The sequence below is a fragment of the Brevundimonas sp. BR2-1 genome (assembly GCF_037626195.1).
Lineage (GTDB): Bacteria > Pseudomonadota > Alphaproteobacteria > Caulobacterales > Caulobacteraceae > Brevundimonas.
The window spans coordinates 26,461-52,627 of record NZ_JARKMV010000006.1 but is presented as its reverse complement, the minus strand read 5'-3'; the positions used below and the strand labels follow the sequence as shown (position 1 = coordinate 52,627).

The window sequence follows — 26,167 nt, the reverse complement described above, 5'->3', positions numbered from 1 at the left end:
CAAGCAGCCCCGCCGTCGCGACGCTGGCGAGAAGTTTCACCTTCATCATATCCCTCATGCTCGTTGTTTGCCCGAAGTCCCAATGTATACGGGACGCTCACGAGGCCGAACGGCAATGTACGGTCGTGGTTCCCGATTTTGGCTACGAATGCGGCGACTGTGGCGCCGTTTCAACACATTGACGCAGGCCTTTCCCGAAACGACACGCCTGCAGACAGTATTCCAGCACAAGGAGCGCGATATGGCGATTGGATTTGAGGGCCGGGTGGCCATTGTCACCGGAGCCGGCGGCGGCCTCGGGCGCGAGCACGCCCTCGCCCTGGCGAAACGCGGCGCAAAAGTGGTGGTCAACGACCTGGGCGGCGCGCGCGACGGTTCAGGCGGCTCGGCGACGGCGGCCGAATCGGTCGTAGCGGAAATCCGGGCCATGGGCGGCGAGGCGATCGCCAATGCGGCTTCGGTCACCGACTTCGCCGCCGTCGAGGCGATGGTTCAGGCGGCGATGGCCGAATGGGGCCGGGTCGACATCCTGGTCAACAACGCCGGCGTGCTGCGCGACAAGACCTTCGCCAAGATGGATCTGGACGATTTCCGCTTCGTCATGGAGGTGCACCTCATGGGCGCGGTCAACTGCACCAGGGCGGTGTGGGACATCATGCGCGAGCAGAACTACGGCCGCATCGTCATGACCACCTCGTCTTCGGGCCTGTACGGGAATTTCGGTCAGTCCAACTACGGCGCGGCCAAGATGGCGCTGGTCGGCCTGATGCAGACCCTGTCGATCGAAGGGGCGAAGAACGACATCCGGGTCAACTGTCTGGCTCCGACGGCCCATACGCGCATGACCGAGGATCTGGGCGCCCGCCTGCCGCTGGACCTGCTGGGTCCGGATACGGTTTCGCCGGGCCTGCTGTATCTGGTCAGCGAGGACGCACCGAGCCGTTGCATCCTGACGGCCGGAGCCGGCGGCTTCGAGCGCGCCTATGTGACCCTGACCCAGGGCATCCGCGCCGTCGGCGACGACGCCGCCGAGCAGGTGGCCGCCCGCTTCGCCGAAATCTCGGACCGCACCGGCGAGATCGTCCCCGAAATGGGCGCGGCCCAGGGCATGATCGAGTTGTCGAAGGCGCAAGCCGCGCATAAGTAGGTTCTGAAACAAAACTATCTCGGGGAAAGTCCGCCATGCGCGAAGCCGTCATCGTCTCCACCGCCCGTACGCCGATCGGCCGCGCCTATCGCGGCGCGTTCAACGACACCCAGGCGCAGCAGTTGGGCGCGCATGCAGTGCGTCACGCCGTGGCCCGGGCCGGCGTCGACCCGGCCGAGATCGAGGACGTCGTCATGGGCGCGGCCCTGCAGCAGGGCTCGACGGCGCCCAACGTCGCGCGCCAGATCGCCCTGGCAGCCGGCCTGCCAGTCACCACGGCGGGCATGAGCCTGGACCGCCAGTGCGCCTCGGGCCTGATGGGCATCGCCACGGCGGCCAAACAGGTGATCTTCGACCAGCAGAAGGTCGTGGTGGGCGGCGGACTGGAGTCCATCTCCCTGGTCCAGAACCAGAATATGAACCTTTACCGCGGCAAGGACGCGGATCTGCTGAAGCTGGCGCCGCACATCTATATGTCGATGCTGGAGACGGCCGAGGTCGTGTCGCGCCGCTACAACATCAGTCGCGACGCCCAGGACGAATACGCCCTGCAGTCCCAACAGCGGACGGCGCAGGCCCAGGCAGAGGGCCGGCTGGACGCCGAGATCGTGCCGATGACCTCGACCATGCTGGTCGTCGACAAGGCGACCGGCGAGACCTCGAAAAAGGAAGTCACCCTCTCGAAAGACGAGGGCAACCGCGCCGACACGACGCTCGAGGGCCTGAAGTCGCTGAAGCCGGTGTTCGGCTCGGGCGAGGAAATCCAGCAGGGCGAGTTCATCACCGCGGGTAATGCGTCACAGCTGTCGGACGGGGCCTCGGCCTGCGTCATCATGGAGGCGGGCGAGGCGGTGCGTCACGGTCTGCAGCCGCTGGGCGCCTATCGCGGCATGGCCGTGGTCGGCTGCGAGCCGGACGAAATGGGCATCGGCCCGGTCTTCGCCGTGCCAAAACTGCTCAAGCGCCATGGCCTGACGGTCGACGACATCGGCATCTGGGAGCTGAACGAGGCTTTCGCCGTGCAGGTGCTTTACTGCCGCGACCGGCTGGGCATTCCCAACGACCGGCTCAACGTCTCGGGCGGCGCCATCTCGATCGGCCACCCCTATGGCATGTCGGGCGCCCGGATGACCGGCCACGTCCTGATCGAGGGCAGGCGGCGCGGCGCGAAATACGGCGTCGTCACCATGTGCGTCGGCGGCGGCATGGGGGCTGCTGGTCTGTTCGAAATCTACTGAGGCGGGGGGCAGCCCGCCGCCTCCCATGCGGCGCGTTCGGCCGCGACCCTGGCGTACCATTTGCCGCGCAGCACAGCCGGCCGGCCCGGATAGCGGTCGTCGAGGAAGTCGGCCTCCACCACGCGATCGGTGCGGAAGGTGCGGAAGTCGTCCCGGGTTTCGCACCAGCCGACCAGCAGTCGTTTGGTTTCGCGATAGCCGACCAGACACGGCCATATCACGCGCAGGGTTTCGTTGCCCTGCTCGTCCGCATAGTGGAGCCGCAGCTTGCGGCCCGCGTGGATCCAGGCGCGGACCCGGGACATGTCCAGAGTCTCGACCTCGTGTTTCCAGACCGGGGCGCTGGCGACGGCGGGCTCCAGCAGGACCGGCCGAAGTTTTTCGGGCACCGTCGCCGCGATCTTGGCGATCAGGTCGCGGGCGGCCCGGGCCAGTGCCGGATCGCCCCGCCCCGCCACCCATTGGGCGCCCAGCACCGCCGCTTCAACCTCATCCGAGGTCAGCATCAGGGGCGGCATGTCGAAGCCCCCGTCCAGCACATAGCCGATGCCCGCTTCACCCCGGATCGGCACCCGCTGACCCGTCAACGTGGCGATGTCGCGATAGATGGAGCGTTTCGACGTCTCGAGCTCGGTCGCGATGGCGTCGGCCGTGACCGGTTTCGAGGACCGGCGCAGCACCTGGATGATCTGGAACAGTCGGTCGGCGCGTCTCATTCGTCCACCATGGATGACGACTGCTGACAGCATGCTGTCAGCAGGGTGGCAGTAGTCAATCCCTGTCGGCGGCGAGGGGCTGCCGGCGCGCTCGACAGCAAGCGACCATGTCGCGAGCGGCAGCGCCCATATGCGCTCAAGCAGCGAGGCGCGGCGCGCCGAGCGACAGCGCCACAAGGAAGGAGACAGCTCATGCTCACCCTGTTCCACGCTCCCCAGTCGCGTTCGGGCCGTATCGTCTGGCTGCTGGAGGAGATCGGCGCCGACTACGACATCCGATACGTCGACATCTTCCGCGCCATGACCCTGACAGGCGCCCGCGATCCCGCCAATCTGCACCCGGACGGAAAGGTCCCGGCCCTGCTCCACGACGAGGCGTTGGTGACGGAATCAGCCGCCATCGCCCTCTATCTGACCGACCTGCACCCTGACGCGAACCTGGGTGCGCCGGTCGGCTCGCCGGATCGTGCGGACTACCTGACCTGGCTGGCGTGGACGGCGGGCGAGATGGAGCCGGCCTTCTGGGGGAAGATCAGCGGCGCGGCCGAGACCGACCCCAACGCCAAGGCCCGCTACGACGCCGCCGTCGCGCGTCTGATGACCGCCCTGGCCACCGGACGCTATCTGATGGGCGACCGGTTCACTGCGGTGGACGTCATGATCGCCTCGGCTCTCGCCTGGGGCCGGGAGTACGTTCCCGAGAGCGCCCTTATCGACGGCTATCTGGAGCGGGCGCTGAACCGGCCCGCCAATGCCCGCGCCATGGCGAAGGACGGTGTCCTGCCTGGAGCCGTTCAGGCCGCCTGATCGGAGGGGGCGGCGGCCGGGTGGTCGCCGCCGTCCGCCGGACGTTCGATGGCCCGCAGGGTCGAGACGAAGTCGTCGCGCCAGACTCCCACGTCGGTGTCACGCACCACCTGCATCAGGCACTCCCATTTCCGTTTGCGCTCTTCCAACGGCATGGTCAGGGCGCGTTTGATGGCGTCGGACAGCTCCTCGCGGCTGAACGGATTGACCAGCAACGCCTCGCCCATCTGTTCGGCCGCGCCGGCGAAGCGCGACAGGACCAGCACGCCGGGATCATCCGGATTCTGGGCCGCGACATATTCCTTGGCCACCAGGTTCATGCCGTCGCGCAGCGGCGTCACCAGTCCGACCCGCGCGGCGCGATAGATGCCCGCCAGCTGGTCGCGGCGATAGGTGCGGTTGAGATAGCGGATCGGCTGCCAGTCCATCTCGGCGTAGGCGCCGTTGATCCGGCCAGCCAGGGCGTCCAGCCGGCCACGGATATCCTGGTAGGAATCGACCTCGTCCCGGGAAATCGGCGTGACCTGCAGAAGCAGGACTTCCGAACGCATGTCCGGATTGGTCTCAAGGAACTGCTCATAGCCCAGCAGCCGCTCCTCGAGCCCCTTGGAATAGTCGAGCCGGTCGACGCCGACGATCAGCGACCGGAACGCGGCCGACGCCGCCATCCGGTCGTAGGTGCGATTGCCCAGCGGAGAGTTGCGGGCCGCAATGAACCCGTCGACATCGATGCCGATGGGGAAGACACCGGTCTGGACCGTCTTGTCGAAGGCCTCCAGCGCGTCATTGGGCAACAGCTTGCCATGCACGCCAGGCTCGGCCGCGACATAGTCGCGGAACAGGTCCAGCCATTCGCGGGTCTGGAAGCCGATGAGGTCATAGTCGAACATCGCCTCAACCAGCCGTCGATGATGCGGCAGGGTGACCAGTAGCTGCCGCACCGGCCACGGCGTGTGCAGGAAGAAGCCGATGCGGTTGCGGATTCCCAGGCGGCGCAGGTCCCGGGCCAGCGGGATCATGTGGTAGTCGTGGATCCAGATGATGTCATCGGGCTGGATCAGCGGGGCCAGCACCTCGGCGAACCGGGCGTTGGTCCGCTCATAGCCCTCCCCATAGGACCGCTCATAGGCGGTCAGGTCGACCCGATGGTGGAACAGAGGCCACAGCGTCTTGTTGGCGTAGCCGTTGTAATATTCGTCGACATCCTGGGCTTCCAGATCGACCAGGGCGACGGTGACGCCCGCCCGGTCCTCCATCTTCAGCTCGCCGGTGAAATGCTCGACCGTTTCGCCGGACCAGCCGAACCACAGGCCGTCGTATTTCCTCAGGGCCGCCGACAGCGCCATGGCCAGGCCGCCCGCCGAGCCGGCGGCAGGGTCCTTTGACGCGGACACGCGGTTGGAAACGATGATCAGCCGGCTCATGTCCGGTCAACGATTCTGCACGCCCCTGGTTCGCGACCGGATTTCATCGCGCGTCCGTCCACGAACGGCTGAGCAGCACGGCGCAGTTGATGATGCCGACCAGCGAATAGGTCTGCGGATAATTGCCCCACAACTCCTTGTCGCCCAGCGACAGATCCTCGGACAGCAGGCCCGCGTGGGTGCGGCGGCTCAGCATCTCCTCGAAGATCTCGCGGGCCTCGGCGTCGCGGCCGTTCTGGTGCAGGGCCTCGATGAACCAGAAGGTGCAGAAGTTGAACGCCGTCTCAGGCTCGCCAAAATCGTCGGGCTCGACATAGCGGAACAGGTAGGGACCCTTCTTCAGCTCGCGCTCGATGGCGTCGAAGGTCGCGACCTGACGCGGATCGCGCGGATCCAGGAAGCCGAGGTCGGTCATTTGCAGCAGGGAGGCGTCCAGCTCGCGGTTGCCGAAGCTGGCGGCGAACCGGCCCTCGTCCTCGACGAAGGCTTCCCGCTCGATCCGCTCGCGGATGATACTGGCGCGTTCGCGCCAGAAGGCGGCGCGTTCGCCCAGCCCCATATGATCCGCCGCCTTGGCCAGACGGTCACAGGCGGCCCAGCACATGACCGAGGAATAGGTGTGGACCCGGGCGATGGTCCGGAATTCCCACAGGCCGGCGTCGACCTGGTCGTGCATGGCGAAGGCGCGATCGCCGACCTTCTCCAGGGCGTGAAAGTCGTCGATCGTGCCGGGACGCAGCAGCCGTTGGTCGTAGAAGGCCTGGACCAGCGGCAGGACGATCTGTCCGTAGACGTCGTGCTGAAGGTGTTCGCGCGCCTGATTGCCGATCCGGACCGGCTTCATGCCCCGATAGCCTTCGACGGTTTCGGTGATCCGTTCGTCGATGTCTTCCTCGAGCCCGACGCCGTAGACGGGCTGGACGTGCCCGCCGCCCGAGGCGTCGACCAGATTGCGCAGATAGCCGAGGTAGTTTTCCAGCAGGTCGACCGCGCCCAGCCGGTTCAGCGCCCGGACCACATAATAGGCGTCGCGAATCCAGCAGTAGCGATAGTCCCAGTTGCGGCCGCTCTCGGGAAACTCGGGCACTGATGTGGTCAGGGCGGCGACGATCGCGCCGGTCTCCTCATAGGCGCAGAGCTTGAGGGTGATCGCCGCACGGATCACCGCCTCCTGCCAATCCAGCGGGAGATAGAGGGTCCGAACCCAGTCCTGCCAATAGGCGATGGTGCGGTCCAGGGCGGCGGATACACCGGGCCCCACGTCCTGATCGTAGCCTTCGTCCGGACCGAAGAAGAAGGCGTGCGGTCGTTCCAGTCGGAAGGTCCGCTCATTCAGGACGTGGGACACCGGACAATCGGTGGTCAGCCGGAACGTCACGTCCGTGCACAGATAGCGGATATGGTTGGATCCGCTGGTGCGTTCGGCCCGGCGCGCGCCCCAGTCGGCGGACGGACGCAGGCGCACGCGAATCCGCGGCGACCCGCTCAGCGGCCGGATGATCCGGCCGAACGCCAGCGGCCGATAGGTGCGGCTGTGCTTGGGATGGCGGGGAGCGAAATCGATGATCTCGACCGAGGCGCCGTCCTCGGCCGTCAGCACCGTGCGCAGGACCGGGGTGTTGCGGACATAGGCCTGTTCGACCGTCGCCGGCCCTTCCAGTTCGACGTCCCAGAAGCCGTGGTCCGGATCGAAGCCGTCCATCAGGGCGGAGAACACCGGGTCTCCATCCACGCGCGGGGCGCAGGCCCAGACATAGCGGCCGTTGCGGTCGATCAGGGCGCTGATCGAGCAGTTGCCGACGGGTGCGAGATCCAGATTGGGGCTCATGCGGTCTCCTCGACGCTGTCCAGCCAGGCCAGCACCGCATCCACATCGGGCAGGCCGTAGCGGGCCGCGGTCCCGCGCGGCGGCCCGACCAGTATGCCGAAGCCGCCAAGGGCCTGTGCCGCCTCGAACCCGTGCTCGTCCGTCAGATCGTCGCCCAGCATCACCGGCGTAGAACCCTTGAACGGGGCCTCCGCCATGAAGGCCGTCAGCGCCGTGCCCTTGTCCGTGCCCGGAGTTTTTAGCTCCACCACCAGATTGCCGGGTTGCAGGGTCAGCCCCGTCTCGCCGGCCAGACGCTCGGCCAGAGCCGCGACCGCATCGGCCTCGCCCTGCGCCTGGCGAAAATGAAGACCCGCCGACACCGTCTTGTCCTCGACGATCAGGCCGGGCCGGGTGCGGGCGAAACCGTGAAAGGCGGCGACCGCCGCCCTCACCGCCGGATCGGGTTCCGCGCGATCCACCGAGCCGTCGGCGCGTCTCCGCTCCAGCCCGTGCACGCCGGACGCCGAGGCGGCGGCGCTTTCGGCGATACGGTCAATCTCGGCGATGGTCCGGCCGCTGATGATCGCTACCCGACCCTGCAGCCGCTCGGCCAGCCGGCGCAGCACAGCGGTGCGCCGGGCGTCCGGAACGACGGCGTCGGGCGTGGGCGCCAGCGGCGCCAGCACGCCGTCCAGATCGAGGAACAGCGCAGGCTGGTTCAGGCGCCCGGGCGGTTCAGGAAGGCGCGGCATGGCGCCGGCGGCCGTTTGCGCGGCGTTGGTCTGTTGCGACGTCCCCATGGGCTGCCAAACGCGCAACAGCCCGGTTGGTTGTCTCAAGGCGAAGCTTTTCTTCGCATCGCAGCATTACGCGCCCGAGCGCCGGACGTTGTGAATCCGTCCCGGATGGGCCAATTCCCGCCGATGACCGACGCCGCCGAAACCCTCTCCGCCGACCCCGCCGCCATGACCGCCAGAGCGCGCGAGGTGATCCGGCTGAACATCGCCGCGCTTCAGGCGCTGGAGAGCGGTCTGGACGACAGCATCGCCCGCGCCTGCGAGATCATCCTGTCCCGCCCCGGCTATCTGGTGGTCACCGGCATGGGCAAGTCGGGCCATATCGGCGGCAAGATCGCCGCGACGCTGGCCTCCACCGGCACCAACGCCTTCTTCGTCCACCCGGCCGAGATGAGCCACGGCGACCTGGGCATGCTGCGCAAGGACGTCACCCTGCTGGCCATCTCCAACTCCGGCGAGAGCCGCGAACTGCGCGATCCGCTGATCTATTGCCAGCGCGAGGGCATTCCCGTCATCGGCCTGACCCAGCGGCCCAACAGCTTCCTCGGCCGCTCGTCGGCGGTCTGCCTGACCATGCCGCAGGTCGCCGAGGCCTGCCCCAACGGCCTGGCGCCCACCACCTCGACCTTGATGACGCTCGCACTCGGAGACGCCCTGGCCATGGTGCTGATGGACCGGCGCGGCTTCACCGCCGAGGCCTTTGGCCTGCACCACCCCGGCGGCAAGCTGGGCATGAGCCTGCAGAGCGTGCGCGACTGGATGGGCGACCGGCCGCCGGCGCCCGCGACCGTGCCCCTCACCGCGGCCTTCGCCGAGGTCGTCTCGGCCATCACCGAGGGCCGCAAGGGCGCGGCGGCCGTGCTGGCCGCTGACGGGACCCTGGCCGGGATCGTCACCGATGGCGACATCCGACGGGCCTTTTCGCGCGATCTCAACGGCCTGACCGCCGCCGACGTCATGAGCGCAAAGCCCAAGGTCATCGGCCCCGACGCCCGCATGAGCGACGCCGTCGACCTGATGACCCAGAACAAGATCGCCACCCTGTTGGTGGTCGAGGACGACCGGCCCCTCGCCATCATCCACATCGCCGAACTGATGCAGGCCGGCTACGTCGGCTAGAAGGCCCGCTGGCCGTCGATATTGCCCGGCGGCGCATAGCGACAGGCCAGCACGGAACGATCGTCCCGGGTGGCAACGGCGCAGCCGACATGTGTCGTCCCGCTCCAGACCACCTGGGTGTAGTGGCCCACGTCGATCCAGTTGCCGGTCCGGCTGACGTTCGGGAAGACGCCGGGGCGGTACCGGGCCTTCTTGGCGATCCAGTCGCCGACCATGTCTTCCGGTGTGAAGTCGCGCCCGCCCCAGCCCATCCATAGGTTCTCGCCGTGGCCGTGCGCGGACGGATCGTGCGCGAAACGGCCACTGGCGGTCAGCTCCTGCACCCAGACTCGCGCCTCGGCCTCCAGCTCATCGCTCCACGCCAGCGGCGGCGAACCGACGCGGCGCCGCTCGCCGTTGTGGGCCTGAAGCAGCCGTGTCTCGATCTGATCCGAAGGTCGCGAGCTGCGGGGCGGGGCGATCGGCACAACCTGCCGCGCCGACTGGGACGCCGGCTCGACATAAGGAGCCCGCGGCGTCTGGGGCGCATAGCTGTCGGCGCAGGCCGACGCCGCTGGCAGGAGGCAGATCAGGGTCAGAAAAACGGAACGGCGCATGGAGCTTCCTCGGTCAGGTGGGCACATAGCGTTCCGGCCTGCGCGCCGTTCCGTGTCTCCATCTCTAGCGGGCGTCTTCACCCATGGGCGAATCCATCATCGCCTTTTCGGTGTCGTCGCCTTCCAGCGTCAGGGTCACGGCGGGCTTGCCGGCCTGGAACTCCTCCATGGCGGTCGCCTTGCGGGCGCGCATGGCGTCGGCGAGGGCGTCCATGTCGAGACCGGCCGCGCGCGCCTGGGCGAACATGCCCTCGGACCGCATCTCCTCTTCCTCGACGTGGTGCTCGATCATCTCCGACAGAACCTTGACCTTGGCGTCGTAGAAATCCTCTTCCGGACCGCCGGCCTCGATGTCGTTGATCAGCAGCTTGGCGCCGTCGTGCTCGACATAGGCCTCGTTCAGCAGGTCGTCTTCGATCTTGCCGCGGCAGGCCGGGTAGAAGACCTCCTCCTCGATCACGGTGTGGACCTTCAGCTCGAGACAGGCCTGTTCGGCCAGCGCCTGCTTCTTCGCCTTCGAAGTCGCCTTCTCGAACGCCGCGAAGATTTCCTCCACCTTTCGGTGGTCGGCCTTCAGCATCGCGATTGCGTCCATTTCTTCGTAGGTCTGGGCCATGATGTGTCCTCCTGACAGCGGGTGTATCTGGCCGCTTAAGGCGTGGAGAAGGCTGGTGTTCCCGAGGATACCCTAGCTGAGAGTCGTTCTCGCGAATTGGCCCTTTCGGGCGTCGGGAACCGGACACAGCGGGCTCGTTTCAGCCAGTTTTGCGTTCATTCGCGAGCAGCTGCGGGATCAGCGAAGGAACCTCACGGTGATCGATCACCTCGCCCTCGACGTCATGGACATCACGCGGTCCCGCGCCTTCTACGCCGCAGCCCTCGCCCCGCTCGGCATCCGGATCGTGGCCGAGGAGAAGGACGGCGAGGCGACGGTCGTCATGTTCGGAATCGGCGAGCCCGAGTTCGTCATCGCCGACAAGGATCGGCCGGGCGAGGCCAACCACGTCGCCTTCCGCGCCGAAACCCGCGCCCAGGTCGACGCCTTCCACGCCGCCGCGCTGGCGGCCGGCGGCCGCGACAACGGCGGGCCGGGCGTCCGTGAAAACTACGGCGCGACCTACTACGCCGCCTTCGTCCTCGACCCGAACGGGTTCAACATAGAGGCCGTCTGCCACACGCCGGCCTGACGGCCGATTCTGATGCATCGCCCTGCTAGAGTGCATTGGTCGGCGGGCGAATTGTCCGAACTGTCCGAAACTGTCCCACAAGTTTTTGGGGTCACGGACAGTTCGGAGTTCATGTCGCGAAAAAACTTGACGTTGACGTAAACGTAGGTTTTCTGGCGTCCACGCTTGATCCGTCCTTATTGGAGACCGACTCCCATGGCCGACGCCTATATCTACGATGCGGTGCGAACCCCGCGCGGCAAGGGCAAGAAGGACGGGTCCCTGCACGAGATCACGGGTCTCAGCCTCGCCACCCAGGTGCTGGAAGCCCTGCGCGACCGCAATGATCTGGACACCTCGAAGGTGGACGACGTCATCCTCGGCTGCGTCACCCCCGTGGGCGAGCTCGGCGCCGACATCGCCCGCACCGCCGTCCTCTCCGCCGGCTGGGCCCAGACTACCGCCGGCGTCCAGGTCAATCGCTTCTGCGCCTCGGGTTTGGAGGCCGTGAACATGGCCACCGCCAAGGTGAAGTCCGGCGAGGCCGAGTTCGCAGTCGGCGGCGGCGTCGAGGCGATGAGCCGCGTGCCCATGGGTTCGGACGGCGGCGCCTGGCCCGTCGACCCCTCCTCGGCCTTCCCGACGTATTTCGTGCCCCAGGGCGTCTCGGCCGACATGATCGCCTCGAAATACGGCTTCAGCCGCGACGACGTCGACGCCTATTCGATGGAGAGCCACAAGCGCGCCGCGGCCGCCTGGGCCGACGGCCGGTTTTCCAGATCGGTGGTGCCGGTCAAGGACCAGCTGGGCCTGACCATCCTCGACCGCGACGAAACCATCCGTCCCAACACCGACATGCAGACCCTGGGCGCCCTGAACCCGTCCTTCGCCATGATGGGCGAGATGGCCTTCGACGCCGTGATCGGCCAGCGCTACCCCGAGGTCGAACGCATCACCCACGTTCACACCCCCGGCAACTCGTCGGGCATCGTCGACGGATCGGCCGGCGTGCTGATCGGTTCTCTGGAAGCCGGCAAGGCCCTGGGCCTGAAGCCGCGCGCGAAAATCCTCGGCGGCGCCTCGGTCGGCTCCGAGCCCTCCATCATGCTGACCGGCCCCGAGTTCGTGACCCGCAAACTGCTGGGCAAGCTGGGCATGACCCCCGCCGACATCGACCTGTGGGAGTTGAACGAGGCCTTCGCCGCCGTGGTGCTGCGCTACATGCAGGCGCTCGACATCGACCATTCGAAGATGAACGTGAACGGCGGCGGCATCTCCATGGGCCACCCGCTGGGCGCCACCGGCGCCATGATCACCGGCATCGCCCTGGACGAGCTGGAGCGGTCCAACCGCTCGACCGCCCTGATCACCCTGTGCATCGGCGGCGGCATGGGCACCGCCACCGTCATCGAACGCGTCTGAGGATCACGAGCATGGAAAACTTCAAGATCGACGTCGACGCCGACGGCATCGCCCTGATCACCTTCGACGTGCCGGGGCGTTCGATGAACACCCTGACCTCGGGCGTGATGAAGGAAATCCCCGAATGGGTCGAACGGGTGAAGACCGACGAGGCCATCAAGGGCGCGGTCCTGACCTCGGGCAAGACCTCGGGCTTCTGCGCCGGCGCCGACCTGGGCGACATGGCCGGCGGCATGCTGGCCGGCGGTTCGCTGCAGGAAGCCTATGACGCCGGCTGGAAGCTGAACGGCGCCCTGCGCGCGCTCGAAACCTGCGGCAAGCCGGTCGCCGCGGCGATCAACGGCCTGGCCCTCGGCGGCGGTCTGGAACTGACGCTGGCCTGTCACTACCGGGTGGTCGGCGACGACAACAGGATCCAGCTCGGCCTGCCCGAGATCAAGGTCGGTCTCTTCCCCGGCGGCGGCGGCACCCAGCGCCTGACCCGCCTGATCGGCGTGCAGGCCGCCATGATGGCCATGACTGAAGGCAAGTCCTTCCGCCCGAACGACGCGAAAGGCTCCGGCTTCGTCCATGAGGTCGTGGCCAAGGGCTCAGAGGTCGAGGCCGCCAAGGCCTGGATCAAGGGCGGCGGCAAGGCCGTCCAGCCGTGGGACGACAAGTCGTTCAAGCTTCCCGGCGGCGGCCCGTACCACCCGGCCGGCATCCAGAATTTCCTCGTCGGCAATGCGATGATCCGCAAGCAGACCTACGGCAACTATCCGGCCGCCACCAATCTGATGAAGGCCGTCTATGAGGGCACGCAGGTGCCGATGGACGCCGCCCTGCGCATCGAGACGCGCTACTTCATCAAGACCCTGATGACGCCCCAGGCCCAGGCGATGATCCGCAGCCTGTTCCTGTCCAAGCAGGAGCTCGACAAGGGCGCCGTCCGCCCCGCCGGCGTGCCGAAATCCGATCCGAAGAAGGTCACCGTTCTGGGCGCCGGCATGATGGGCGCGGGCATCGCCTATGTGCAGATCATGGCCGGCATCGAGACCGTTCTGATCGACCAGACCCAGGAAGCCGCCGACAAGGGCAAGGCCCATGTCGAGGGTCTGCTGAAGAAGCGCCTGTCGCGCGGCCAGATGACCCAGGAGAAGTTCGACGCCACCCTGGCCCTCGTCACCGCCACCACCGACTACGCCCATGTGAAGGGCAGCGATCTGGTGGTCGAGGCCGTGTTCGAAAGCCGTGAGATCAAGGCCGACGTCACGAAGCGGGCCGAGGCGCAGCTGGCGCCCGGCGCCATCTTCGGCTCCAACACCTCGACCCTGCCGATCACCGGTCTGGCCGAGGCCTCGGTGCGCCCCGAGGACTTCATCGGCATCCACTTCTTCTCGCCGGTCGACAAGATGATGCTGGTCGAGATCATCATGGGCGAGAAGACCTCGCAGGAGGCCCTGGCGAAGTCGCTCGATTACGTTCTGAAGATCAAGAAGACGCCGATCGTCGTCAACGACAGCCGCGGCTTCTACACCAGCCGCTGCTTCTCCACCTTCCTGACCGAGGGCATGGCGATGCTGAAGGAGGGCTATGCTCCCGCCCTGATCGACAACGTCGGCCGCATGACCGGCATGCCGCGCGGTCCGCTGGAGATGCATGACGACGTCGCCCTGGACCTGTCCTACAAGATCGGCAAACAGACCCGCGCCGATCTCGGCGACAAATACGTCCCCAACCCGGGCGAGGACATCGTCGCGACCATGGTCGAGGGCGGGCGTTTCGGCCGCAAGAACGGCATGGGCTTCTATGACTATCCGGCCGAAAAGGGCTCTCCCAAGACGCTGTGGAAGGGTCTGGCCGACCTCGCCCCCACCACGAAGACCGAAGGCTTCGACGAGACTCCGGAGGCGCTGGACCGGGTCGCCGAGCTGAAGACGCGCCTGCTGTACCGTCAGGCCGTCGAGGTCGCGCGCTGCTGGGAAGAGGGCGTCATCGACGACCCGCGCGAGGCCGATCTGGGCGCCATCCTCGGCTGGGGCTTCGCACCCTGGACTGGCGGCCCGATCACCCTGATCGACCAGACGGGCCTCAAGGCCTTCGTCGCCAAGGCCGATGAACTGGCCGCCGAGCACGGCGACCGTTTCAAGGTCCCGCAACTGCTCCGCGACATGGCCGCCAAGGGCGAGACCTTCTATGGCAATTTCGAGGGCAGGCAGAAGGCGGCGGCGTAGCGGAATCGTGGACGTCGGATCGATCAATCCGGGCCTCGCGACCGCCTCCGTGCTGGCCCTGATCACCTTCGGAGTGCACACCTTTGTCGGCGGCGTCTTCGTCGCCCGGCCGCTGCTGGCCTCCCGGGAGCTGACGCCGGCCAGTCTCTGGCTGAACTACTACTGCTGGCACATCGTCTCGGCCCTGCTGCTGGTCATGAGCGCCGGGTTCGGCTGGGCGGCCGCGCACCCTGATGCGCGCGACGTTGCGGCGCTCCTGACTGTCATGGCGGCGATCTTCTCGCCGCTCTGTATCTGGGTGGCGATCAAGGGCGGCATCGCGCCCTGGCGGTTTCCGGCGTCGTGGCTGTTCGCCCTGATCACGGCGGCCGGTCTTTGGGGATTTGCGGCCTAGAGGTTCACCACCTCGAACCCGTCCTCCTTCGCCAGCCTTTCGGCCAGCACCGCGCGGTGACAGCCGGCGTGGTCGGCCTCGAAACACAGCAGCGCCGTCGGCCGGTCCTTTGCAATCTCGCGAAGCCGTTCGAAGGCCAGTCGGGACGGCGGCTCCTCCATATGGCTGGCGAAGATGTCGCGCATCTCGCCGATCCGGCCCTTCCGCGCCGCGTCCCGACCCGCCTTGGGCGTGCCGAGGTCCCGCAGATGGATGTATTCGATCCCGGCTTCGGCCAGGCTTGCGCCGAGCACCGTCTTCGAAAAGCCCGCCCGCCGCGACGCCGCCACCGCGCGGACGTCGGCCAGAACCGTCACGCCGGCGCCCTTCAGTCTGTCGATCACGGCGGCCTGCGGCTCGCCCTCGTATCCGATGGTGTAAAGTTTCATCCGCCCCACATGGGTCCGACATCCGCTTGACGCCAGCGGCTTTCGGCTCCACCCCTCCGGTCGCCTCAACCGGAGCCCTCTCATGATCCGCATCGCCGCCATCGCTCTGCTGCTCGGTTCAGCCGCCTCGAGCGCGGGCGCGCAGGAACTGCTCATTCGGGGCGGCACCATCTACACCGGCGTCGCCGAGCGGCCGACGGCGGAAGTCGTCCTCGTCCAGGACGGCCGCATCGCCTATGTCGGTCCGGAGTCCGGCGTGCCCGAGGTCGAATATGCGGAAACGCTCGACCTGAAGGGCGCATTCCTGTTTCCGGGCTTCACGGACGGCCATGCCCATCTGGACGGCATCGGCTGGCGCGAGCTCACCCTGAATCTCGAAGGGTCGGCCTCGGTCGCCGACGCCATGGCCCGGCTGTCGGCCTGGGCGGCCGCGCATCCGGAGGGCCCCATCGTCGGGCGCGGCTGGATCGAGACCCGCTGGCCAGAGGCCCGCTTTCTGACCGCCGCCGATCTGGACGCCGCCGCGCCGGGCCGGATCGTGCTGCTGGGCCGGGCCGATGGACATGCGGTGGTCGCCTCCACCGCGGCCCTCGCCGCCGCGGGCGTCGACGCCTCGACGGTCGCTCCGTCGGGCGGCGAAATCCTCAAGGGGCCGGATGGCAAGCCGACAGGGCTGCTGGTCGACGCCGCCGAACAGCTGGTCGCCGGCTTGCTGCCCCAGGCCGATCCGGCCGCCCTGCGCGACGCCTATCGCGCCGGCTTCCGCGTCGAGGCCGCCTATGGCTGGACCGGCGTCCACTTCATGAGCGCGCCGTGGAAGGACATCCCCCTGCTGGAAGACATGGCGGCGGACGGGGAGGCGCCGCTGCGTATCTACAACAGCATCACGCCCGACGGCGCGGCCGAGCTGATCGCCGGCGGGCCGCGCAGCGTCGCCGACGGCCGGATCATCACGCGGGCCATCAAATACTACGCCGATGGCGCGCTGGGTTCGCGCGGAGCCGCCCTGTTCGAGCCCTATGCCGACCGGCCTGACACCACCGGTCTGATGCAGATTTCCGAGCAGGAGATCGTGCCCCTGTACCAGGCGGCGCTGAGGGGCGGCATCCAGATCGCGACCCACGCCATCGGGGACAGGGGGAATGCCTCGGTGGCGGAATGGTACCAGCAGGCGCTGGCCGGCGTGGCTCCGGCGGATCGTCCGAATGGCGCCGACGTGCGCTGGCGCATCGAGCACGCGCAGATCCTGCGGCCGGCCGACTATCACTGGTTCAGGGACCTGCCGATCATCGCCTCGATGCAACCCAGCCACGCCATCGGCGATCTGTATTTCGCGCCCGCCCGGCTCGGCGACGCGCGGCTGGACGGGGCCTACGCCTGGCATAGCCTGGTCGATCTGGGCGTGATCGTGGTGGGCGGCTCGGATGCGCCGGTCGAGCGGGGCGCGCCCCTGATCGAGTTCTACGCCGCCGTCGCCCGCGCCGATCTGGAAGGCCATCAAGGGCCCGACTGGCGTCCGAACGAGGCCGTGGACCGCGCCACAGCCCTGAAGATGTTCACCCTGTGGCCGGCCTGGGCCAGCTTCCGCGAGGCCGAGCTGGGCACGATCGAGGTCGGCAAGCGAGCCGATCTGACGGCGTTCGACGTCGACCTGATGACCGCGCCCTTCGCCGACATCCCCAAGGGCAAGGCGACGCTGACGGTGGTCGACGGGGTCGTGGTCTATCGCGCTGACTGAGCTTGATGCGGTCCGCCGTTGGCCCTAAGGCTGCGGCGGCTCCGCGGGCGTGATGTAGTGGTAGCCTGAAAGCTTCCCAAGCTTTTCGTGCGGGTTCGATTCCCGCCGCCCGCTCCAGCCGCCGCCCTATTCCTCGCGGGTGACGGCGACGCCCCGGTCCTTGAGGATTTCCTGCACGCTGTCGTCGCCCACGAGGTGGGCCGCGCCGACGGCGATGAAGGCCGTGCCTGAACTGGCCAGCAGTGTCTGGATCTGGCCCGCCCAGTCGGTGTTCCGCTGGACCAGCAGGGCCTGATAGACGGCCGGAGATTCGGCCTTCATCTCTTCGACCGAAACCCTTTCCAGAGTGGCGATATCGCCCGTGGCCCACGCGTCGACCATGGCGTCCAGTTCCGTTGTGGCGTCGTCATAAGCTTCCAGCGTCGAGCGAAGGAACGACAGCTGATCCGCCTCCGACATGCCGGCCAGGATGCCGACCTGTTTGTCGAGGGTCTCGAAGCCGTGCACCGGAATCCCGATATCGTCGGCCCGGGCCTTGAGGATCATCTCGACGCCCGACTGGGGATCGTAGCCGGCCTTGATCAGGGGCGCGACAGAGAGGGTCAGACCGGCCAGCCAGGGGCGGAAAATGTCCATCTGGGCGGCGGTCAGACCGGCCCCGGCGGCGGCGGCGTTCAGGTCGGTCAGCTCTTCGGCCGTCAGCAGGCTGGACAGGGGACGGTCAGGAGAGACGCCGTGCTGCTGGATCAGGGGGATGATGGACGCCTGGTCGTCGGGATTGGAAATCTCGAACCAGATGTCGTCCGCGCCGGCGAAGGCGGCGTCGACCCTGGCCGAACCCCAGGCCGTGGTGGGGCGCAGCACGTGGACGGTTCCGAACAGGTAGATGGTCGAGTCGGCGTCGCGGATGGCCCACAGCGCCGGTCCGGCGCCGGCGGCCTGGGGCACGACGCGGGCAGCGGCGGCGGGGGCGGCTTCGGCGGCCTGTGCGAAGGCCTGCATGGGCTGGAAGATCACGGCGCCGGCGAGACCGAGACCGAGCGCGGCCCCGAGGGCGGTTCGGGCCAGATGGGCGGCGCGGGTCTTGAGGGTGGAAACGATCACTGGATCAGTCCTCGGAAAAGATGGATTCGATGGGTTGGCCGAACACCCTGGCGATGCGGAACGCCAGCGGGAGGGAAGGATCGTAGCGGCCGGTTTCGAGGGCGTTGACGGTCTGGCGCGAGACGCCGAGGGCGTCGGCGAGATCGGCCTGGCTCCAATTCCGCTCGGCGCGAAGAACCTTGAGGCGGTTTTTCATGCTCAGTCCCGCATCCGCGTCATCCACCACCAGGCCCAGACCACGGCGTAGCCGGCCACCATCAGCATCATCATTCCGAAGGCGCCCGTGGCGGCGTAGGCGGCGGGGTCGGTGCGGCCGTCGAAGGCGGTGAAGCGCCATTGTTCCGACTGGGGCAGGGAGGTCATGATCAGGAAGACGCCGCCGAGGGACATGCCGCCGCAACCGCCCCAGAACCAGGCGGCCTTGTGGGCTTCCCGCGCCGCCTCATCGATGGCGCGCATCCAGGCGACGCTGACGACCATCGCCCCGACCATGGCGACGACGGCGATCGCCCCGACCACCCAGACCAGCGCATGGTCCTTGTCCACGGCTCCATGGCCGGCGAGCCAGCCCACCGCGACGCCGACGGCGAACAGGACGACCATGAAGATGCCGACGCCGATCAGCGTTCGAAGCATCAGGCTGGTCAACTTCTTGCTCATGGAAAACGTCCCTTCGACATGACAAGGGTGTTTTACACCGCCCCGGCGCGATGTCAAGCGTCCTTGTCCATGGCCTTCAGGCTTCAGGCAGCGCCGCCGCCCGGTTGTCCGTGACGATCAGTTCCGGCCGGCTGAGCGTGCGCGGCGACTGGTCCACGGGGGCCAGTTCGGGCAGGTCCTTGCCCTCGTGGTCGACCTGAAGGTCCTCGAAGCGACGGGCCGAGACCATGACCTGGCTCTCCAGCGAGCCGACGAACTGGTTGTATTTGCCGACGGCGCTATCCAGCGCCCGGCCCACGGCGGCGGCGTGGCCGCCCATGACCGACAGGCGTTTGTAGAGCTCCTTGCCCAGTTTCGCGACGTCCTCGGCGTTGCGCGCCTGCTCCTCGGCGCGCCAGCCGTAGGCGACAGCCTTGCACAGGGCGAACAGGGTGGTCGGGGTGACGATGACGACGCGCGAGGCCATGGCCGTGGTCATCAGGTCTGGCTCGTGATCGAGGGCGGCGGCGAGGAAGGCGTCGCCGGGCACGAACATGGCGACGAAGTCGGGGCTGGGTTTGAACTGGTCCTGATAGGCCTTGGACGACAGCTGGCGGACGTGGGTCTTCATGCTGGCCGCGGTGCGCAGGGAGGCGGCCTTGGCCTGGGCCTCCTCGTCGCCGTCGGCCTCGTCGCCGAAGGCCAGCGACACCTTGGCGTCGATCACGAACATGCCGCCGCCCGGCAGGCGGACGACGAAGTCGGGGCGTTGCTGGCGGCCGGCGTCGTCCGCCGAGGAGGCCTGTTCCTCGAAGTCGAAGCGGCCGGCCATGCCCGCGGCCTCCAGCACATTGCGGCAGGTCTGTTCGCCCCAGCGGCCGCGCCGGCCGGTGTTGCCGCGCAGGGCCTCGGTCAGGCGCCGCGCCTCATCGCGGGTGGCCGTCGAGGCGGTCATCAGCAGGGCCAGCTGCTCCTTGAGGCCGCCGGTCTCCTCGTTGCGGGTCTTCTCGAGCGCCGCGACGTGCTCCTGGAACAGTTTGAGGGTGTCGGCGACCGGCTTCAGCTGGGCCTCCATCCGCTCGCGGGCGATGCGGTCCTGGGCCTGGAAGGTCTCCGTGGCGCGGGTGACCATCTGGTCGGCGACCGCCTGGGCAGACTGGGCGGCTTGCGCCCTGAGGAAGTCGGCCATGGTGACCCGGCTCTCCTCGATCAGGTCGATCCGATCCTGTGCGGAGGCCAGGGCGGCCTTTGATTTCTGCCAGCCGGTAAAGGCCCACAGGAAGGCCAGCCCGAACAGGGTGGCGGTCACGGACAGGACTGGGACAATCGTGTTCATGCTCCGTTCCTTAGCGGGAGTCGGCGTGCTACGCCACGGCGAACCGATCCGGGAGGGACTTCATCCATGGGCGACCTGATCCTGTACGGCCACCCGGACTCCGGCCACTCCTACAAGGTCAAGCTGGCGCTGACGGTGCTGGACCTGGCGCACGAGTACCGCGAGGTCGAGGTGTTCGCGCCCCGGGACGCGCGACGCGCGGACTGGCGCGAAGTCAGCCGTTTCGGCGAGATTCCGGTGCTGATCGACGACGGCAAGGCCATCGTGCAGTCCGACGCCATCCTGCTGCATCTGGCCCGGACGCGGAACGCGCTGGGCTGGGAGGTCGATCCGGACCGGCTCACCGAATGGATGTTCTGGGAGGCCAACAGGATCGGCATCTCCCTGCCCAATCTCAGACTCTGCAAACATTTCGAACAGGGCGGCGACGCGGGGCTGATCGCCTGGCTGGAGGGGCGGCTTCAGGCGGATCTTGACCGGCTGGAGACGGTGCTGGCCGGGCAGCCGTTCCTGATGGGCGAGGCGGTTTCGGCCGCCGATCTGGCGTGCTGCGGCTATCTGTTCTTCGCGGATCAGGTCGATCTGGACCTTGTCCGATGGTCAGCGGTTTCAGCCTGGCTGGATCGCATCCGCGGCCTGCCCGGCTGGGGTCATCCCTACGACCTGATGGGCGCCCGCTAGCCCTGTCGCCGATGTCGCGGATGTGCCGGTCCGATTGTCGCGGATGTCGCGGCCGAAATGTCTCGGTCCGAACGGTCCGTTCTCAGGCGGGCCTCCGCTGCCGCAACGCCTGAATGATCGTCCCGTCGTCCAGCCAGTCGAGCTCGCCGCCGACCGGCACGCCGCGCGCCAGCGAGGTGATGACGACGCCGGACTCGGCCAGCCGTTCGGCGAGGTAATGGGCCGTGGTCTGGCCGTCGACGGTGGCGGGAAGAGCCAGAACGACCTCCTTCGCCTCGCCGCCGCGCACGCGTCCGACCAGTTCGGCGACCCGCAGGGCGTCCGGGCCGACGCCGTCCAGCGCCGACAGCAGGCCGCCCAGCACATGGTATTTGCCGCGGAAGGCGCCGGACCGCTCCATGGCCCACAGGGCGCCGGCCTCCTCGACCACGCAGATCAGGGCGTTGTCGCGCGACCCGTCCGAACAGATCGAACAGGGGTTGCGGGTGTCCGGCGCGCCGCAGACCGAGCAGGACGAGACCTTCTCGGCCGTCTCGGCAAGCGAGGCCGCCAGCGGGACCAGCAGCTGGTCGCGCTTCTTGAGCAGGGCCAGGGCCGCACGTCGGGCCGAACGCGGACCCATGCCCGGCAGTTTGGCCAGCAGGCTGATCAGCCGTTCGATCTCGGGTCCGGCGGAGGCGGCCATGCGGGCTCAGTTCGCCGCGGGAACGCGGGTGGCCTGGCCGTAGACCACGCGCCACCGGCCGTCGCGCAGGGCCCAGACGTCGACGTAGCGCAGGGTTTGACGGAACGGCGAGCCGGCGAAGGTCCCGACCACTTCGACCGTGCCGCCCAGAGCCGCGCCGTCGGTCCAGACATGTTCGACCGGGTCGCGCACCGTGACCGGCTGAAGGTCCATTTCGGGGGCGGTGAATTCGGCGATATGGGCGGCCTTGTCCGTACGCGAGCCGTCGCCGCCGACCAGCACATAGTCATCGGCGATCAGGCGCTCGAGCGAGGCGCGGTCGCCCTCGATCTGGGCGCGTTCGTATTCGTGGGCCTCGCGCGCCAGGTCGGCGGGGACCTGGGCGAGGGCCGAGGCGGGCGCGAGCAGCAGGAGACAGGCGGTCAGCACGGCGCGCATGGTCACCTCGTTCGAAAGGGGGTTCAGAAGAGCTTGGGCATTCCGGGAATGTTCATTCCGGCCATCGGCCCGGCGGCTTCGCGCATCAGGGCGCCGTTGATCTCGTCCAGCCTGCGCTTGGCGTCGGCGTGGGCGGCGACGATCAGATCGGCCAGGATCTCGCCTTCGCCGGGGACCAGCAGGCTGTCGTCGATGACAACCGAGGTGATGTCGCCGGGGCCTTTCAGCGCCACGGTCACCAGTCCGCCGCCCGAGGTTCCGGATGCGGTTGTTTCAGCCATTTTCGCCTGGGCGTCCTGCAGCTTCTGCTGCATCGCCTGGGCTTGTTGCATGAGGGCGTTGAGGTCTTTCATGGCTCCAGGATAGGCGTTCGGCGGGGCGAACGACAGGCCCGAAAAATAGCAACAGTATTTGTTCTTATACCTCTTGCGGAGCTCACGGATCGCCCTAATTAGCAACCGTTGTTGTTTCTGATTGGAGCCGGTTATGGCCTTCGACGCTTCCCCCGTTCGCGACACGCCCCTGAGCGAAGCCGCGCTTTCGCAACTGTTCACCGGCGCGCGCACCCGCAACGCCTGGAGCGACCGGGCCGTGCCCGAGGCCCTGCTGCGCCAGCTCTATGACCTGACGAAATTCGGGCCGACGGCGGTGAACGCCACGCCGGCGCGGTTCCTGTTCATCACCTCGCCCGAGGCCAAGGCGCGGCTGGCCCCTCTGATGGCCGACGCCAACCGCGAGAAGACGCTGCAGGCCCCGGTCAATGTGATCATCGGCCAGGACATCGAATTCCACGAACATCTGCCGGTGCTGTTCCCGCACGCGCCGGGGGCGAAGGACTGGTTCGCCGACGAGGCCGGCCGGCGCGAGACCGCCTTCCGCAACGCCTCGCTGCAGGGCGGCTATTTCCTGCTGGCCGCGCGGGCGCTGGGTCTGGATGTCGGCCCGATGTCGGGCTTCGACGCCGCGGGCGTGAAGGCCGAGTTCTTCGGCGGCACGACGGTGGAGCCGAACTTCATCGTCAACCTGGGCTACGGAACGGACGAGAACCTGTTCCCGCGCTCGCCGAGACTGAGCTTCGAGGAGGCGGCGCGGATTCTGTAGGGCGCCGGACCGCCTTCGATCGGCCGTGGATGGCGCTGCTACAGGAGCAGCGCCATCGGGATGTCAGCCTCGCAGGATCCATCGGCGAGCCGGAAGCGTCGTTCGAAACGGCCTTCCCGCCGGAAGCCGATGCGTTCGTAGAGGCGGATGGCGTGGGTCAGGCCTTCCCTGACCACGAGTTCCACGCGCTCGATCCTGGGCGTCAATGTCGCCGCGGTCGCGAGCAGTTCCGAAAACAGCCGGGCGCCCACGCCCTGACCCTGGGATTCGGGGGCGACCGCAACGGTCAGATCCCAAAGCACATGCTGAAACTGCACCGACGGCATGCGGCTGGCCTTTATGACGCCCGCCAGACTCGCGCCGTCCCAGGCGCCGATCGCGAGGCCGCCGGCCAGAGCGCCTGTGATGGCGTCCTCCATCCACGGCAGGTCCATCTCATCGGGGAGGCGGCCAAGACCGCCCTCGGCCCGGCGCATCAGGGCGAGCACAGTCGGTGCGTCGGCGAGGGTCAGAGAGCGAAGGGAGACGCGGGACATGCGACGTCAGTCCTCTTCCACCGCCTCATCCGGGATCGCCGGCAGTTCCACCGCCGGGGCCAGCGTCTTGATCTCGCCGATCCTCGCACCGGGGAAGGCTTCCAGTACTGACATGACGAAGGGGTCGGCCTCGATCTGCGACCGCTCCTCCGCCCGCTTTCGACGATCGATCTCGATCATGGTCTCGCCGCCGCCCTGGCCGTTGGCGGCGATCAGCCAGGTGCGGCCGGTCCAGTCCTTGAGCCGGGAGGCCAGTTTGCGGGCCAGATCGATAGGGGCGCCGTCGAGGCTTTCATAGGTGATGGCGCCGGGCTTGAAGGCCACGGGGCGGACGTAGCGCTGGACGTCCATCTGCAGGCCGACCTCGCGCTTCTCGCCGATCAGGGCGACCACCGCCTCGAACGACTGGGGATCGGGCAGGGCCGGCGCGGCGACCGGGCGGGCGGCCAGCTGGGCTGAGGCGCCGCCTCCTCCGCCGCCGCCCGAGGGACCGCGCGGGGCTGAGCCGCCCGGCATGGGTTCGCCGTCGCGCAGGGCCTTCAGCGCCTCCTCGGGGCCCGGCAGGTCGGCGGCGTAGGCGAGGCGGACAATGGCCATCTCGACGGCGTCGGCCGGGTTGGGGGCGCGGCGGACCTCGTCCAGCGCCCGCAGCAGCATCTGCCAGACCCGGGCGAGCGTCCCGGCCGAGATCACCGCGCCCAGCGCCGTCAGCTTCTGCGCCTGATCATTGGGCAGGCGCGTCGCCTGCGGCCCCAGCATCTTGGCCACCGAGGCGGCGTGGCAATGCTCGAGCAGGTCGTTGGTCACCTGCACCGGGTCGGCGCCGTAGCCATAGAGGGTGCGGAACAGCTCGAGCGCCTCGGGCGTGCGGCCGGCCATGATCGATTCGAACAGGGCGATGGTCTGGCTGCGGTCGGCCAGACCCAGCATGTCGCGCACGACCTCGGTCTTCACCGTTTCGCCGCGCTCGCCCTGAACCAGGGCCTGATCCAGCAGGCTGAGGCCGTCGCGGACCGAGCCTTCGGCGGCGCGGGCGATCAGGGCCAGGGCGTCCTGTTCGATCTTCATCCCCTCGCGGTCGGCGATGCGGCCGAGATGTTCGACGAGGATCTCGGGCTCGACGCGGCGCAGGTCGAAACGCTGGCAGCGGGACAGGATGGTCACCGGCACCTTGCGGATCTCGGTGGTGGCGAAGATGAATTTGGCGTGCGGCGGCGGCTCTTCCAGCGTCTTCAGCAGGGCGTTGAAGGCCTGGTTCGACAGCATGTGGACTTCGTCGAGGACATAGACCTTGTAGCGCGCCTCGACCGGGGCGTAGCGGACGCTTTCGATGATGTCGCGGATGCCGTCGATGCCGGTGTGGGAGGCGGCGTCCATCTCGACCACGTCCATATGCTGGCCGGCCATGATGGAGGCGTCGTGACGGCCCTGATCGGTCAGGGCCAGCGACGGGCGATCGATGCTGTCGGTCTCGTTGTTGAGCGCGCGGGCCAGCAGGCGGGCGGTGGTCGTCTTGCCGACGCCCCGGACGCCGGTGAGCATGAAGGCGTGGGCGATCCGGCCGGTGGCGAAGGCGTTGGTCAGGGTGCGGACCATGGCCTCCTGGCCGATCAGGTCCTCGAAGGTGTGGGGCCGGTATTTGCGGGCCAGGACGGTATAGGCCTCGCCGTCGTCGACATGGGCCGGCGGACCGGCGCCGGCGTCTGTTTTCGCGGCGGGTTCGGCCTTCGGGGCCGGCTCGACCGGCGCCGCGGCGGCTTCGGCCTCGCGCATGCCGGCGGGTTCCGGCGCGCCGAACATGTCCTCGGTATTGGGGTCGCGCTCCTCGCCTTCGGGCGCGTCCTCCTCCCACGGAGGGCCATCGGGACTCAGGTCGGCGTCGCTCATCCGTCCGTCTTACAGCGAGAGGGCCGCGTCGCGCACCCCCTCGCCGCAAGGCGTCCCGCTTTCGCGGGGATGACGATGTGGATCAGTCGGTCATGTCGCGGATCTGGCCGCCGTTGTCCCTGATGCGCTGGATCACCTGCTTGTGCAGCCAGATGTTCATCGAGGCCGTGTCGGAGGTGTCGCCGGTGTAGCCCAGCTCTCCGGCCAGCTCGCGACGCTCGGCCAGGGTGGAATCCATGCCGGTCAGCTTCATCAGGTCGACGATGGAGGTGCGCCAGTTCAGCTTCTGGTCCCGTTGCTCGTTCATGAAGTCGAGGATGCCGTCGACATCGACCGGTTGGGCGGCGGGCGTCGGAGCGAACGTCGTGGTGGTCGTGGTCGGGGCCGCGGTCGGAGCCGGGGCGGCGGTGGGGGTCGCGGTCTCGCGCCGCTTGAAAATCTTGCCGAGGATGTTGCCGAGAATGCTCATGTGCCGCTCCTGAAGGGGTGAGCCTCAACAGCGGATGGAGACGGAGGGGGTTCCGCGCGCACATTGTTGGCGCGCTATCGCTCGGGACGCGGTCCCTCGCTGCCTGAGCGCGGCGCTGCGCTCAGGCGGCGAGCCGCCGCGCGGCGAGAGGTAGCGCAACAAAAAAGGAAGTGGAGACCGCGACCCGAAGGGGAATTCGTTGTGGCTGCTGCCTTCCGGCCCTGACCAGGTTGGCGAAGCCTTCGCCCGCGATCTCCAAGGCCGATATGACGATTC

At 68.0% G+C, this 26,167-nt stretch carries 28 protein-coding genes, 1 tRNA gene and 1 other RNA gene; 12 read left to right on the top strand and 18 right to left on the bottom strand.

Features of this window, described 5'->3' with window-relative positions:
* The first annotated feature begins 241 nt into the window (after positions 1-241).
* Together BrevBR_RS16525 and BrevBR_RS16520 are read left to right on the top strand one after the other, a co-directional pair.
* Entirely contained in the window at positions 242-1,147 is a 906-nt protein-coding gene (locus BrevBR_RS16525; protein ID WP_340001699.1) for an SDR family NAD(P)-dependent oxidoreductase, read from the top strand.
* A 35-nt stretch (positions 1,148-1,182) separates the two neighbouring features.
* Positions 1,183-2,385 carry an acetyl-CoA C-acyltransferase gene (locus BrevBR_RS16520; protein ID WP_340001698.1) on the top strand — a complete coding sequence of 401 codons (1,203 nt, stop codon included), beginning with the start codon at positions 1,183-1,185 and terminating at the stop codon, positions 2,383-2,385.
* Here BrevBR_RS16520 and BrevBR_RS16515 read toward each other — a convergent pair.
* Positions 2,379-3,101: a helix-turn-helix transcriptional regulator gene (locus tag BrevBR_RS16515; protein ID WP_340001697.1), complete on the bottom strand. Its 723-nt coding sequence runs from the start codon at positions 3,099-3,101 to the stop codon at positions 2,379-2,381. The genes BrevBR_RS16520 and BrevBR_RS16515 overlap by 7 nt on opposite strands.
* 192 nt (positions 3,102-3,293) lie before the next feature.
* Between BrevBR_RS16515 and BrevBR_RS16510 the strand changes: the two genes are divergently transcribed.
* Positions 3,294-3,908, top strand: a complete 615-nt coding sequence (locus tag BrevBR_RS16510) for a glutathione S-transferase family protein (RefSeq protein ID WP_340001696.1) — start codon at positions 3,294-3,296, stop codon at positions 3,906-3,908.
* Here BrevBR_RS16510 and BrevBR_RS16505 read toward each other — a convergent pair.
* From BrevBR_RS16505 to otsB, 3 genes are read right to left on the bottom strand one after another with little or no spacing between them, the layout of a single operon-like run.
* Positions 3,896-5,332 carry an alpha,alpha-trehalose-phosphate synthase (UDP-forming) gene (locus BrevBR_RS16505; RefSeq protein WP_332641113.1) on the bottom strand — a complete coding sequence of 479 codons (1,437 nt, stop codon included), beginning with the start codon at positions 5,330-5,332 and terminating at the stop codon, positions 3,896-3,898. The genes BrevBR_RS16510 and BrevBR_RS16505 overlap by 13 nt on opposite strands.
* A gap of 43 nt (positions 5,333-5,375) precedes the next feature.
* Positions 5,376-7,160 carry a glycoside hydrolase family 15 protein gene (locus BrevBR_RS16500; RefSeq protein ID WP_340001694.1) on the bottom strand — a complete coding sequence of 595 codons (1,785 nt, stop codon included), beginning with the start codon at positions 7,158-7,160 and terminating at the stop codon, positions 5,376-5,378.
* Positions 7,157-7,894 carry a trehalose-phosphatase gene (gene otsB, locus BrevBR_RS16495; protein WP_445214772.1) on the bottom strand — a complete coding sequence of 246 codons (738 nt, stop codon included), beginning with the start codon at positions 7,892-7,894 and terminating at the stop codon, positions 7,157-7,159. The genes BrevBR_RS16500 and otsB overlap by 4 nt, the downstream gene beginning before the upstream one ends.
* Positions 7,895-8,065: 171 nt before the next feature.
* On the opposite strand from otsB, the gene BrevBR_RS16490 reads away from it, so the two are divergent.
* Positions 8,066-9,058 carry a KpsF/GutQ family sugar-phosphate isomerase gene (locus tag BrevBR_RS16490; RefSeq protein ID WP_340001690.1) on the top strand — a complete coding sequence of 331 codons (993 nt, stop codon included), beginning with the start codon at positions 8,066-8,068 and terminating at the stop codon, positions 9,056-9,058.
* On the opposite strand, the gene BrevBR_RS16485 is transcribed toward BrevBR_RS16490, so the two are convergent.
* Both BrevBR_RS16485 and BrevBR_RS16480 read right to left on the bottom strand, forming a co-directional pair.
* A complete protein-coding gene (locus BrevBR_RS16485) occupies positions 9,055-9,654 on the bottom strand; it encodes a CAP domain-containing protein (RefSeq protein ID WP_332641109.1) in 600 nt (199 codons plus the stop codon). The genes BrevBR_RS16490 and BrevBR_RS16485 overlap by 4 nt on opposite strands.
* 64 nt (positions 9,655-9,718) lie before the next feature.
* Positions 9,719-10,270: a hemerythrin domain-containing protein gene (locus BrevBR_RS16480; protein WP_332641108.1), complete on the bottom strand. Its 552-nt coding sequence runs from the start codon at positions 10,268-10,270 to the stop codon at positions 9,719-9,721.
* 196 nt (positions 10,271-10,466) lie between these two features.
* On the opposite strand from BrevBR_RS16480, the gene BrevBR_RS16475 reads away from it, so the two are divergent.
* From BrevBR_RS16475 to BrevBR_RS16460, 4 genes are all read left to right on the top strand, one after another.
* Positions 10,467-10,841, top strand: coding sequence for a VOC family protein (locus BrevBR_RS16475; RefSeq protein WP_340001688.1), 375 nt, complete (start codon positions 10,467-10,469; stop codon positions 10,839-10,841).
* Between the two features lie 195 nt (positions 10,842-11,036).
* Entirely contained in the window at positions 11,037-12,242 is a 1,206-nt protein-coding gene (locus tag BrevBR_RS16470) for an acetyl-CoA C-acetyltransferase (protein ID WP_340001686.1), read from the top strand.
* Between the two features lie 11 nt (positions 12,243-12,253).
* Complete coding sequence (locus tag BrevBR_RS16465) at positions 12,254-14,455, top strand: 3-hydroxyacyl-CoA dehydrogenase NAD-binding domain-containing protein (protein ID WP_340001685.1); 2,202 nt, start codon at positions 12,254-12,256, stop codon at positions 14,453-14,455.
* A gap of 7 nt (positions 14,456-14,462) precedes the next feature.
* The gene (locus BrevBR_RS16460) at positions 14,463-14,849 is read left to right on the top strand and encodes a hypothetical protein (protein WP_340001683.1); all 387 of its coding nucleotides are present in this window, start codon (positions 14,463-14,465) and stop codon (positions 14,847-14,849) included.
* Here BrevBR_RS16460 and BrevBR_RS16455 read toward each other — a convergent pair.
* Positions 14,846-15,277: a DUF488 domain-containing protein gene (locus tag BrevBR_RS16455; RefSeq protein ID WP_340001682.1), complete on the bottom strand. Its 432-nt coding sequence runs from the start codon at positions 15,275-15,277 to the stop codon at positions 14,846-14,848. The genes BrevBR_RS16460 and BrevBR_RS16455 overlap by 4 nt on opposite strands.
* Before the next feature lie 82 nt (positions 15,278-15,359).
* On the opposite strand from BrevBR_RS16455, the gene BrevBR_RS16450 reads away from it, so the two are divergent.
* On the top strand, positions 15,360-17,015 hold the full coding sequence (locus BrevBR_RS16450) for an amidohydrolase (RefSeq protein WP_340001681.1): 1,656 nt from the start codon (positions 15,360-15,362) through the stop codon (positions 17,013-17,015).
* A gap of 43 nt (positions 17,016-17,058) precedes the next feature.
* Positions 17,059-17,132: transfer RNA gene (locus BrevBR_RS16445), tRNA-Gly, on the top strand.
* A 9-nt stretch (positions 17,133-17,141) separates the two neighbouring features.
* Here the strand turns inward: BrevBR_RS16445 and BrevBR_RS16440 are convergent.
* The 4 genes from BrevBR_RS16440 to BrevBR_RS16425 form a co-directional block, all read right to left on the bottom strand.
* Positions 17,142-18,119, bottom strand: coding sequence for a TraB/GumN family protein (locus BrevBR_RS16440; RefSeq protein WP_340001680.1), 978 nt, complete (start codon positions 18,117-18,119; stop codon positions 17,142-17,144).
* A gap of 4 nt (positions 18,120-18,123) precedes the next feature.
* Positions 18,124-18,315: a helix-turn-helix transcriptional regulator gene (locus BrevBR_RS16435; protein WP_340001679.1), complete on the bottom strand. Its 192-nt coding sequence runs from the start codon at positions 18,313-18,315 to the stop codon at positions 18,124-18,126.
* A 2-nt stretch (positions 18,316-18,317) separates the two neighbouring features.
* Complete coding sequence (locus BrevBR_RS16430) at positions 18,318-18,779, bottom strand: hypothetical protein (protein WP_340001678.1); 462 nt, start codon at positions 18,777-18,779, stop codon at positions 18,318-18,320.
* A 76-nt stretch (positions 18,780-18,855) separates the two neighbouring features.
* Positions 18,856-20,094, bottom strand: a complete 1,239-nt coding sequence (locus tag BrevBR_RS16425) for a DNA recombination protein RmuC (RefSeq protein WP_340001677.1) — start codon at positions 20,092-20,094, stop codon at positions 18,856-18,858.
* 66 nt (positions 20,095-20,160) lie between these two features.
* Between BrevBR_RS16425 and BrevBR_RS16420 the strand changes: the two genes are divergently transcribed.
* On the top strand, positions 20,161-20,775 hold the full coding sequence (locus BrevBR_RS16420) for a glutathione S-transferase family protein (protein WP_340001676.1): 615 nt from the start codon (positions 20,161-20,163) through the stop codon (positions 20,773-20,775).
* Positions 20,776-20,857: 82 nt separating this feature from the next.
* On the opposite strand, the gene recR is transcribed toward BrevBR_RS16420, so the two are convergent.
* From recR to BrevBR_RS16405, 3 genes are read right to left on the bottom strand one after another with little or no spacing between them, the layout of a single operon-like run.
* Entirely contained in the window at positions 20,858-21,460 is a 603-nt protein-coding gene (gene recR / locus BrevBR_RS16415; RefSeq protein WP_332638999.1) for a recombination mediator RecR, read from the bottom strand.
* Positions 21,461-21,466: 6 nt separating this feature from the next.
* The gene (locus BrevBR_RS16410; RefSeq protein WP_340001675.1) at positions 21,467-21,898 is read right to left on the bottom strand and encodes a nuclear transport factor 2 family protein; all 432 of its coding nucleotides are present in this window, start codon (positions 21,896-21,898) and stop codon (positions 21,467-21,469) included.
* Between the two features lie 23 nt (positions 21,899-21,921).
* Entirely contained in the window at positions 21,922-22,251 is a 330-nt protein-coding gene (locus tag BrevBR_RS16405; protein WP_332639001.1) for a YbaB/EbfC family nucleoid-associated protein, read from the bottom strand.
* A 133-nt stretch (positions 22,252-22,384) separates the two neighbouring features.
* Between BrevBR_RS16405 and BrevBR_RS16400 the strand changes: the two genes are divergently transcribed.
* Positions 22,385-22,999, top strand: coding sequence for a malonic semialdehyde reductase (locus BrevBR_RS16400; RefSeq protein ID WP_340001674.1), 615 nt, complete (start codon positions 22,385-22,387; stop codon positions 22,997-22,999).
* 38 nt (positions 23,000-23,037) lie between these two features.
* Here BrevBR_RS16400 and BrevBR_RS16395 read toward each other — a convergent pair whose 3' ends face one another.
* From BrevBR_RS16395 to ffs, 4 genes are all read right to left on the bottom strand, one after another.
* Positions 23,038-23,535, bottom strand: a complete 498-nt coding sequence (locus BrevBR_RS16395) for a GNAT family N-acetyltransferase (RefSeq protein ID WP_340001673.1) — start codon at positions 23,533-23,535, stop codon at positions 23,038-23,040.
* 6 nt (positions 23,536-23,541) lie between these two features.
* A complete protein-coding gene (locus tag BrevBR_RS16390) occupies positions 23,542-25,422 on the bottom strand; it encodes a DNA polymerase III subunit gamma/tau (protein WP_340001672.1) in 1,881 nt (626 codons plus the stop codon).
* An 82-nt stretch (positions 25,423-25,504) separates the two neighbouring features.
* Positions 25,505-25,891 (bottom strand): DUF3597 domain-containing protein, encoded by a 387-nt coding sequence (locus BrevBR_RS16385; protein WP_332639009.1) that lies wholly within the window; start codon positions 25,889-25,891, stop codon positions 25,505-25,507.
* Positions 25,892-26,056: 165 nt separating this feature from the next.
* An RNA gene (gene ffs, locus BrevBR_RS16380) (signal recognition particle sRNA small type) lies at positions 26,057-26,152 on the bottom strand.
* Positions 26,153-26,167: the final 15 nt, after the last annotated feature.

Excerpts from the sequence above, each read along its gene's own strand:
- BrevBR_RS16525 (WP_340001699.1), top strand. The coding sequence starts at position 242 with ATGGCGATTGGATTTGAGGGCCGGGTGGCCATTGTCACCGGAGCCGGC.
- BrevBR_RS16520 (WP_340001698.1), top strand. The coding sequence starts at position 1,183 with ATGCGCGAAGCCGTCATCGTCTCCACCGCCCGTACGCCGATCGGCCGC.
- BrevBR_RS16515 (WP_340001697.1), bottom strand. The coding sequence starts at position 3,101 with ATGAGACGCGCCGACCGACTGTTCCAGATCATCCAGGTGCTGCGCCGG.
- BrevBR_RS16510 (WP_340001696.1), top strand. The coding sequence starts at position 3,294 with ATGCTCACCCTGTTCCACGCTCCCCAGTCGCGTTCGGGCCGTATCGTC.
- BrevBR_RS16505 (WP_332641113.1), bottom strand. The coding sequence starts at position 5,332 with ATGAGCCGGCTGATCATCGTTTCCAACCGCGTGTCCGCGTCAAAGGAC.
- BrevBR_RS16500 (WP_340001694.1), bottom strand. The coding sequence starts at position 7,160 with ATGAGCCCCAATCTGGATCTCGCACCCGTCGGCAACTGCTCGATCAGC.
- otsB (WP_445214772.1), bottom strand. The coding sequence starts at position 7,894 with ATGCCGCGCCTTCCTGAACCGCCCGGGCGCCTGAACCAGCCTGCGCTG.
- BrevBR_RS16490 (WP_340001690.1), top strand. The coding sequence starts at position 8,066 with ATGACCGACGCCGCCGAAACCCTCTCCGCCGACCCCGCCGCCATGACC.
- BrevBR_RS16485 (WP_332641109.1), bottom strand. The coding sequence starts at position 9,654 with ATGCGCCGTTCCGTTTTTCTGACCCTGATCTGCCTCCTGCCAGCGGCG.
- BrevBR_RS16480 (WP_332641108.1), bottom strand. The coding sequence starts at position 10,270 with ATGGCCCAGACCTACGAAGAAATGGACGCAATCGCGATGCTGAAGGCC.
- BrevBR_RS16470 (WP_340001686.1), top strand. The coding sequence starts at position 11,037 with ATGGCCGACGCCTATATCTACGATGCGGTGCGAACCCCGCGCGGCAAG.
- BrevBR_RS16465 (WP_340001685.1), top strand. The coding sequence starts at position 12,254 with ATGGAAAACTTCAAGATCGACGTCGACGCCGACGGCATCGCCCTGATC.
- BrevBR_RS16455 (WP_340001682.1), bottom strand. The coding sequence starts at position 15,277 with ATGAAACTTTACACCATCGGATACGAGGGCGAGCCGCAGGCCGCCGTG.
- BrevBR_RS16450 (WP_340001681.1), top strand. The coding sequence starts at position 15,360 with ATGATCCGCATCGCCGCCATCGCTCTGCTGCTCGGTTCAGCCGCCTCG.
- BrevBR_RS16435 (WP_340001679.1), bottom strand. The coding sequence starts at position 18,315 with ATGAAAAACCGCCTCAAGGTTCTTCGCGCCGAGCGGAATTGGAGCCAG.
- BrevBR_RS16430 (WP_340001678.1), bottom strand. The coding sequence starts at position 18,779 with ATGAGCAAGAAGTTGACCAGCCTGATGCTTCGAACGCTGATCGGCGTC.
- BrevBR_RS16425 (WP_340001677.1), bottom strand. The coding sequence starts at position 20,094 with ATGAACACGATTGTCCCAGTCCTGTCCGTGACCGCCACCCTGTTCGGG.
- BrevBR_RS16420 (WP_340001676.1), top strand. The coding sequence starts at position 20,161 with ATGGGCGACCTGATCCTGTACGGCCACCCGGACTCCGGCCACTCCTAC.
- recR (WP_332638999.1), bottom strand. The coding sequence starts at position 21,460 with ATGGCCGCCTCCGCCGGACCCGAGATCGAACGGCTGATCAGCCTGCTG.
- BrevBR_RS16410 (WP_340001675.1), bottom strand. The coding sequence starts at position 21,898 with ATGCGCGCCGTGCTGACCGCCTGTCTCCTGCTGCTCGCGCCCGCCTCG.
- BrevBR_RS16405 (WP_332639001.1), bottom strand. The coding sequence starts at position 22,251 with ATGAAAGACCTCAACGCCCTCATGCAACAAGCCCAGGCGATGCAGCAG.
- BrevBR_RS16400 (WP_340001674.1), top strand. The coding sequence starts at position 22,385 with ATGGCCTTCGACGCTTCCCCCGTTCGCGACACGCCCCTGAGCGAAGCC.
- BrevBR_RS16395 (WP_340001673.1), bottom strand. The coding sequence starts at position 23,535 with ATGTCCCGCGTCTCCCTTCGCTCTCTGACCCTCGCCGACGCACCGACT.
- BrevBR_RS16390 (WP_340001672.1), bottom strand. The coding sequence starts at position 25,422 with ATGAGCGACGCCGACCTGAGTCCCGATGGCCCTCCGTGGGAGGAGGAC.
- BrevBR_RS16385 (WP_332639009.1), bottom strand. The coding sequence starts at position 25,891 with ATGAGCATTCTCGGCAACATCCTCGGCAAGATTTTCAAGCGGCGCGAG.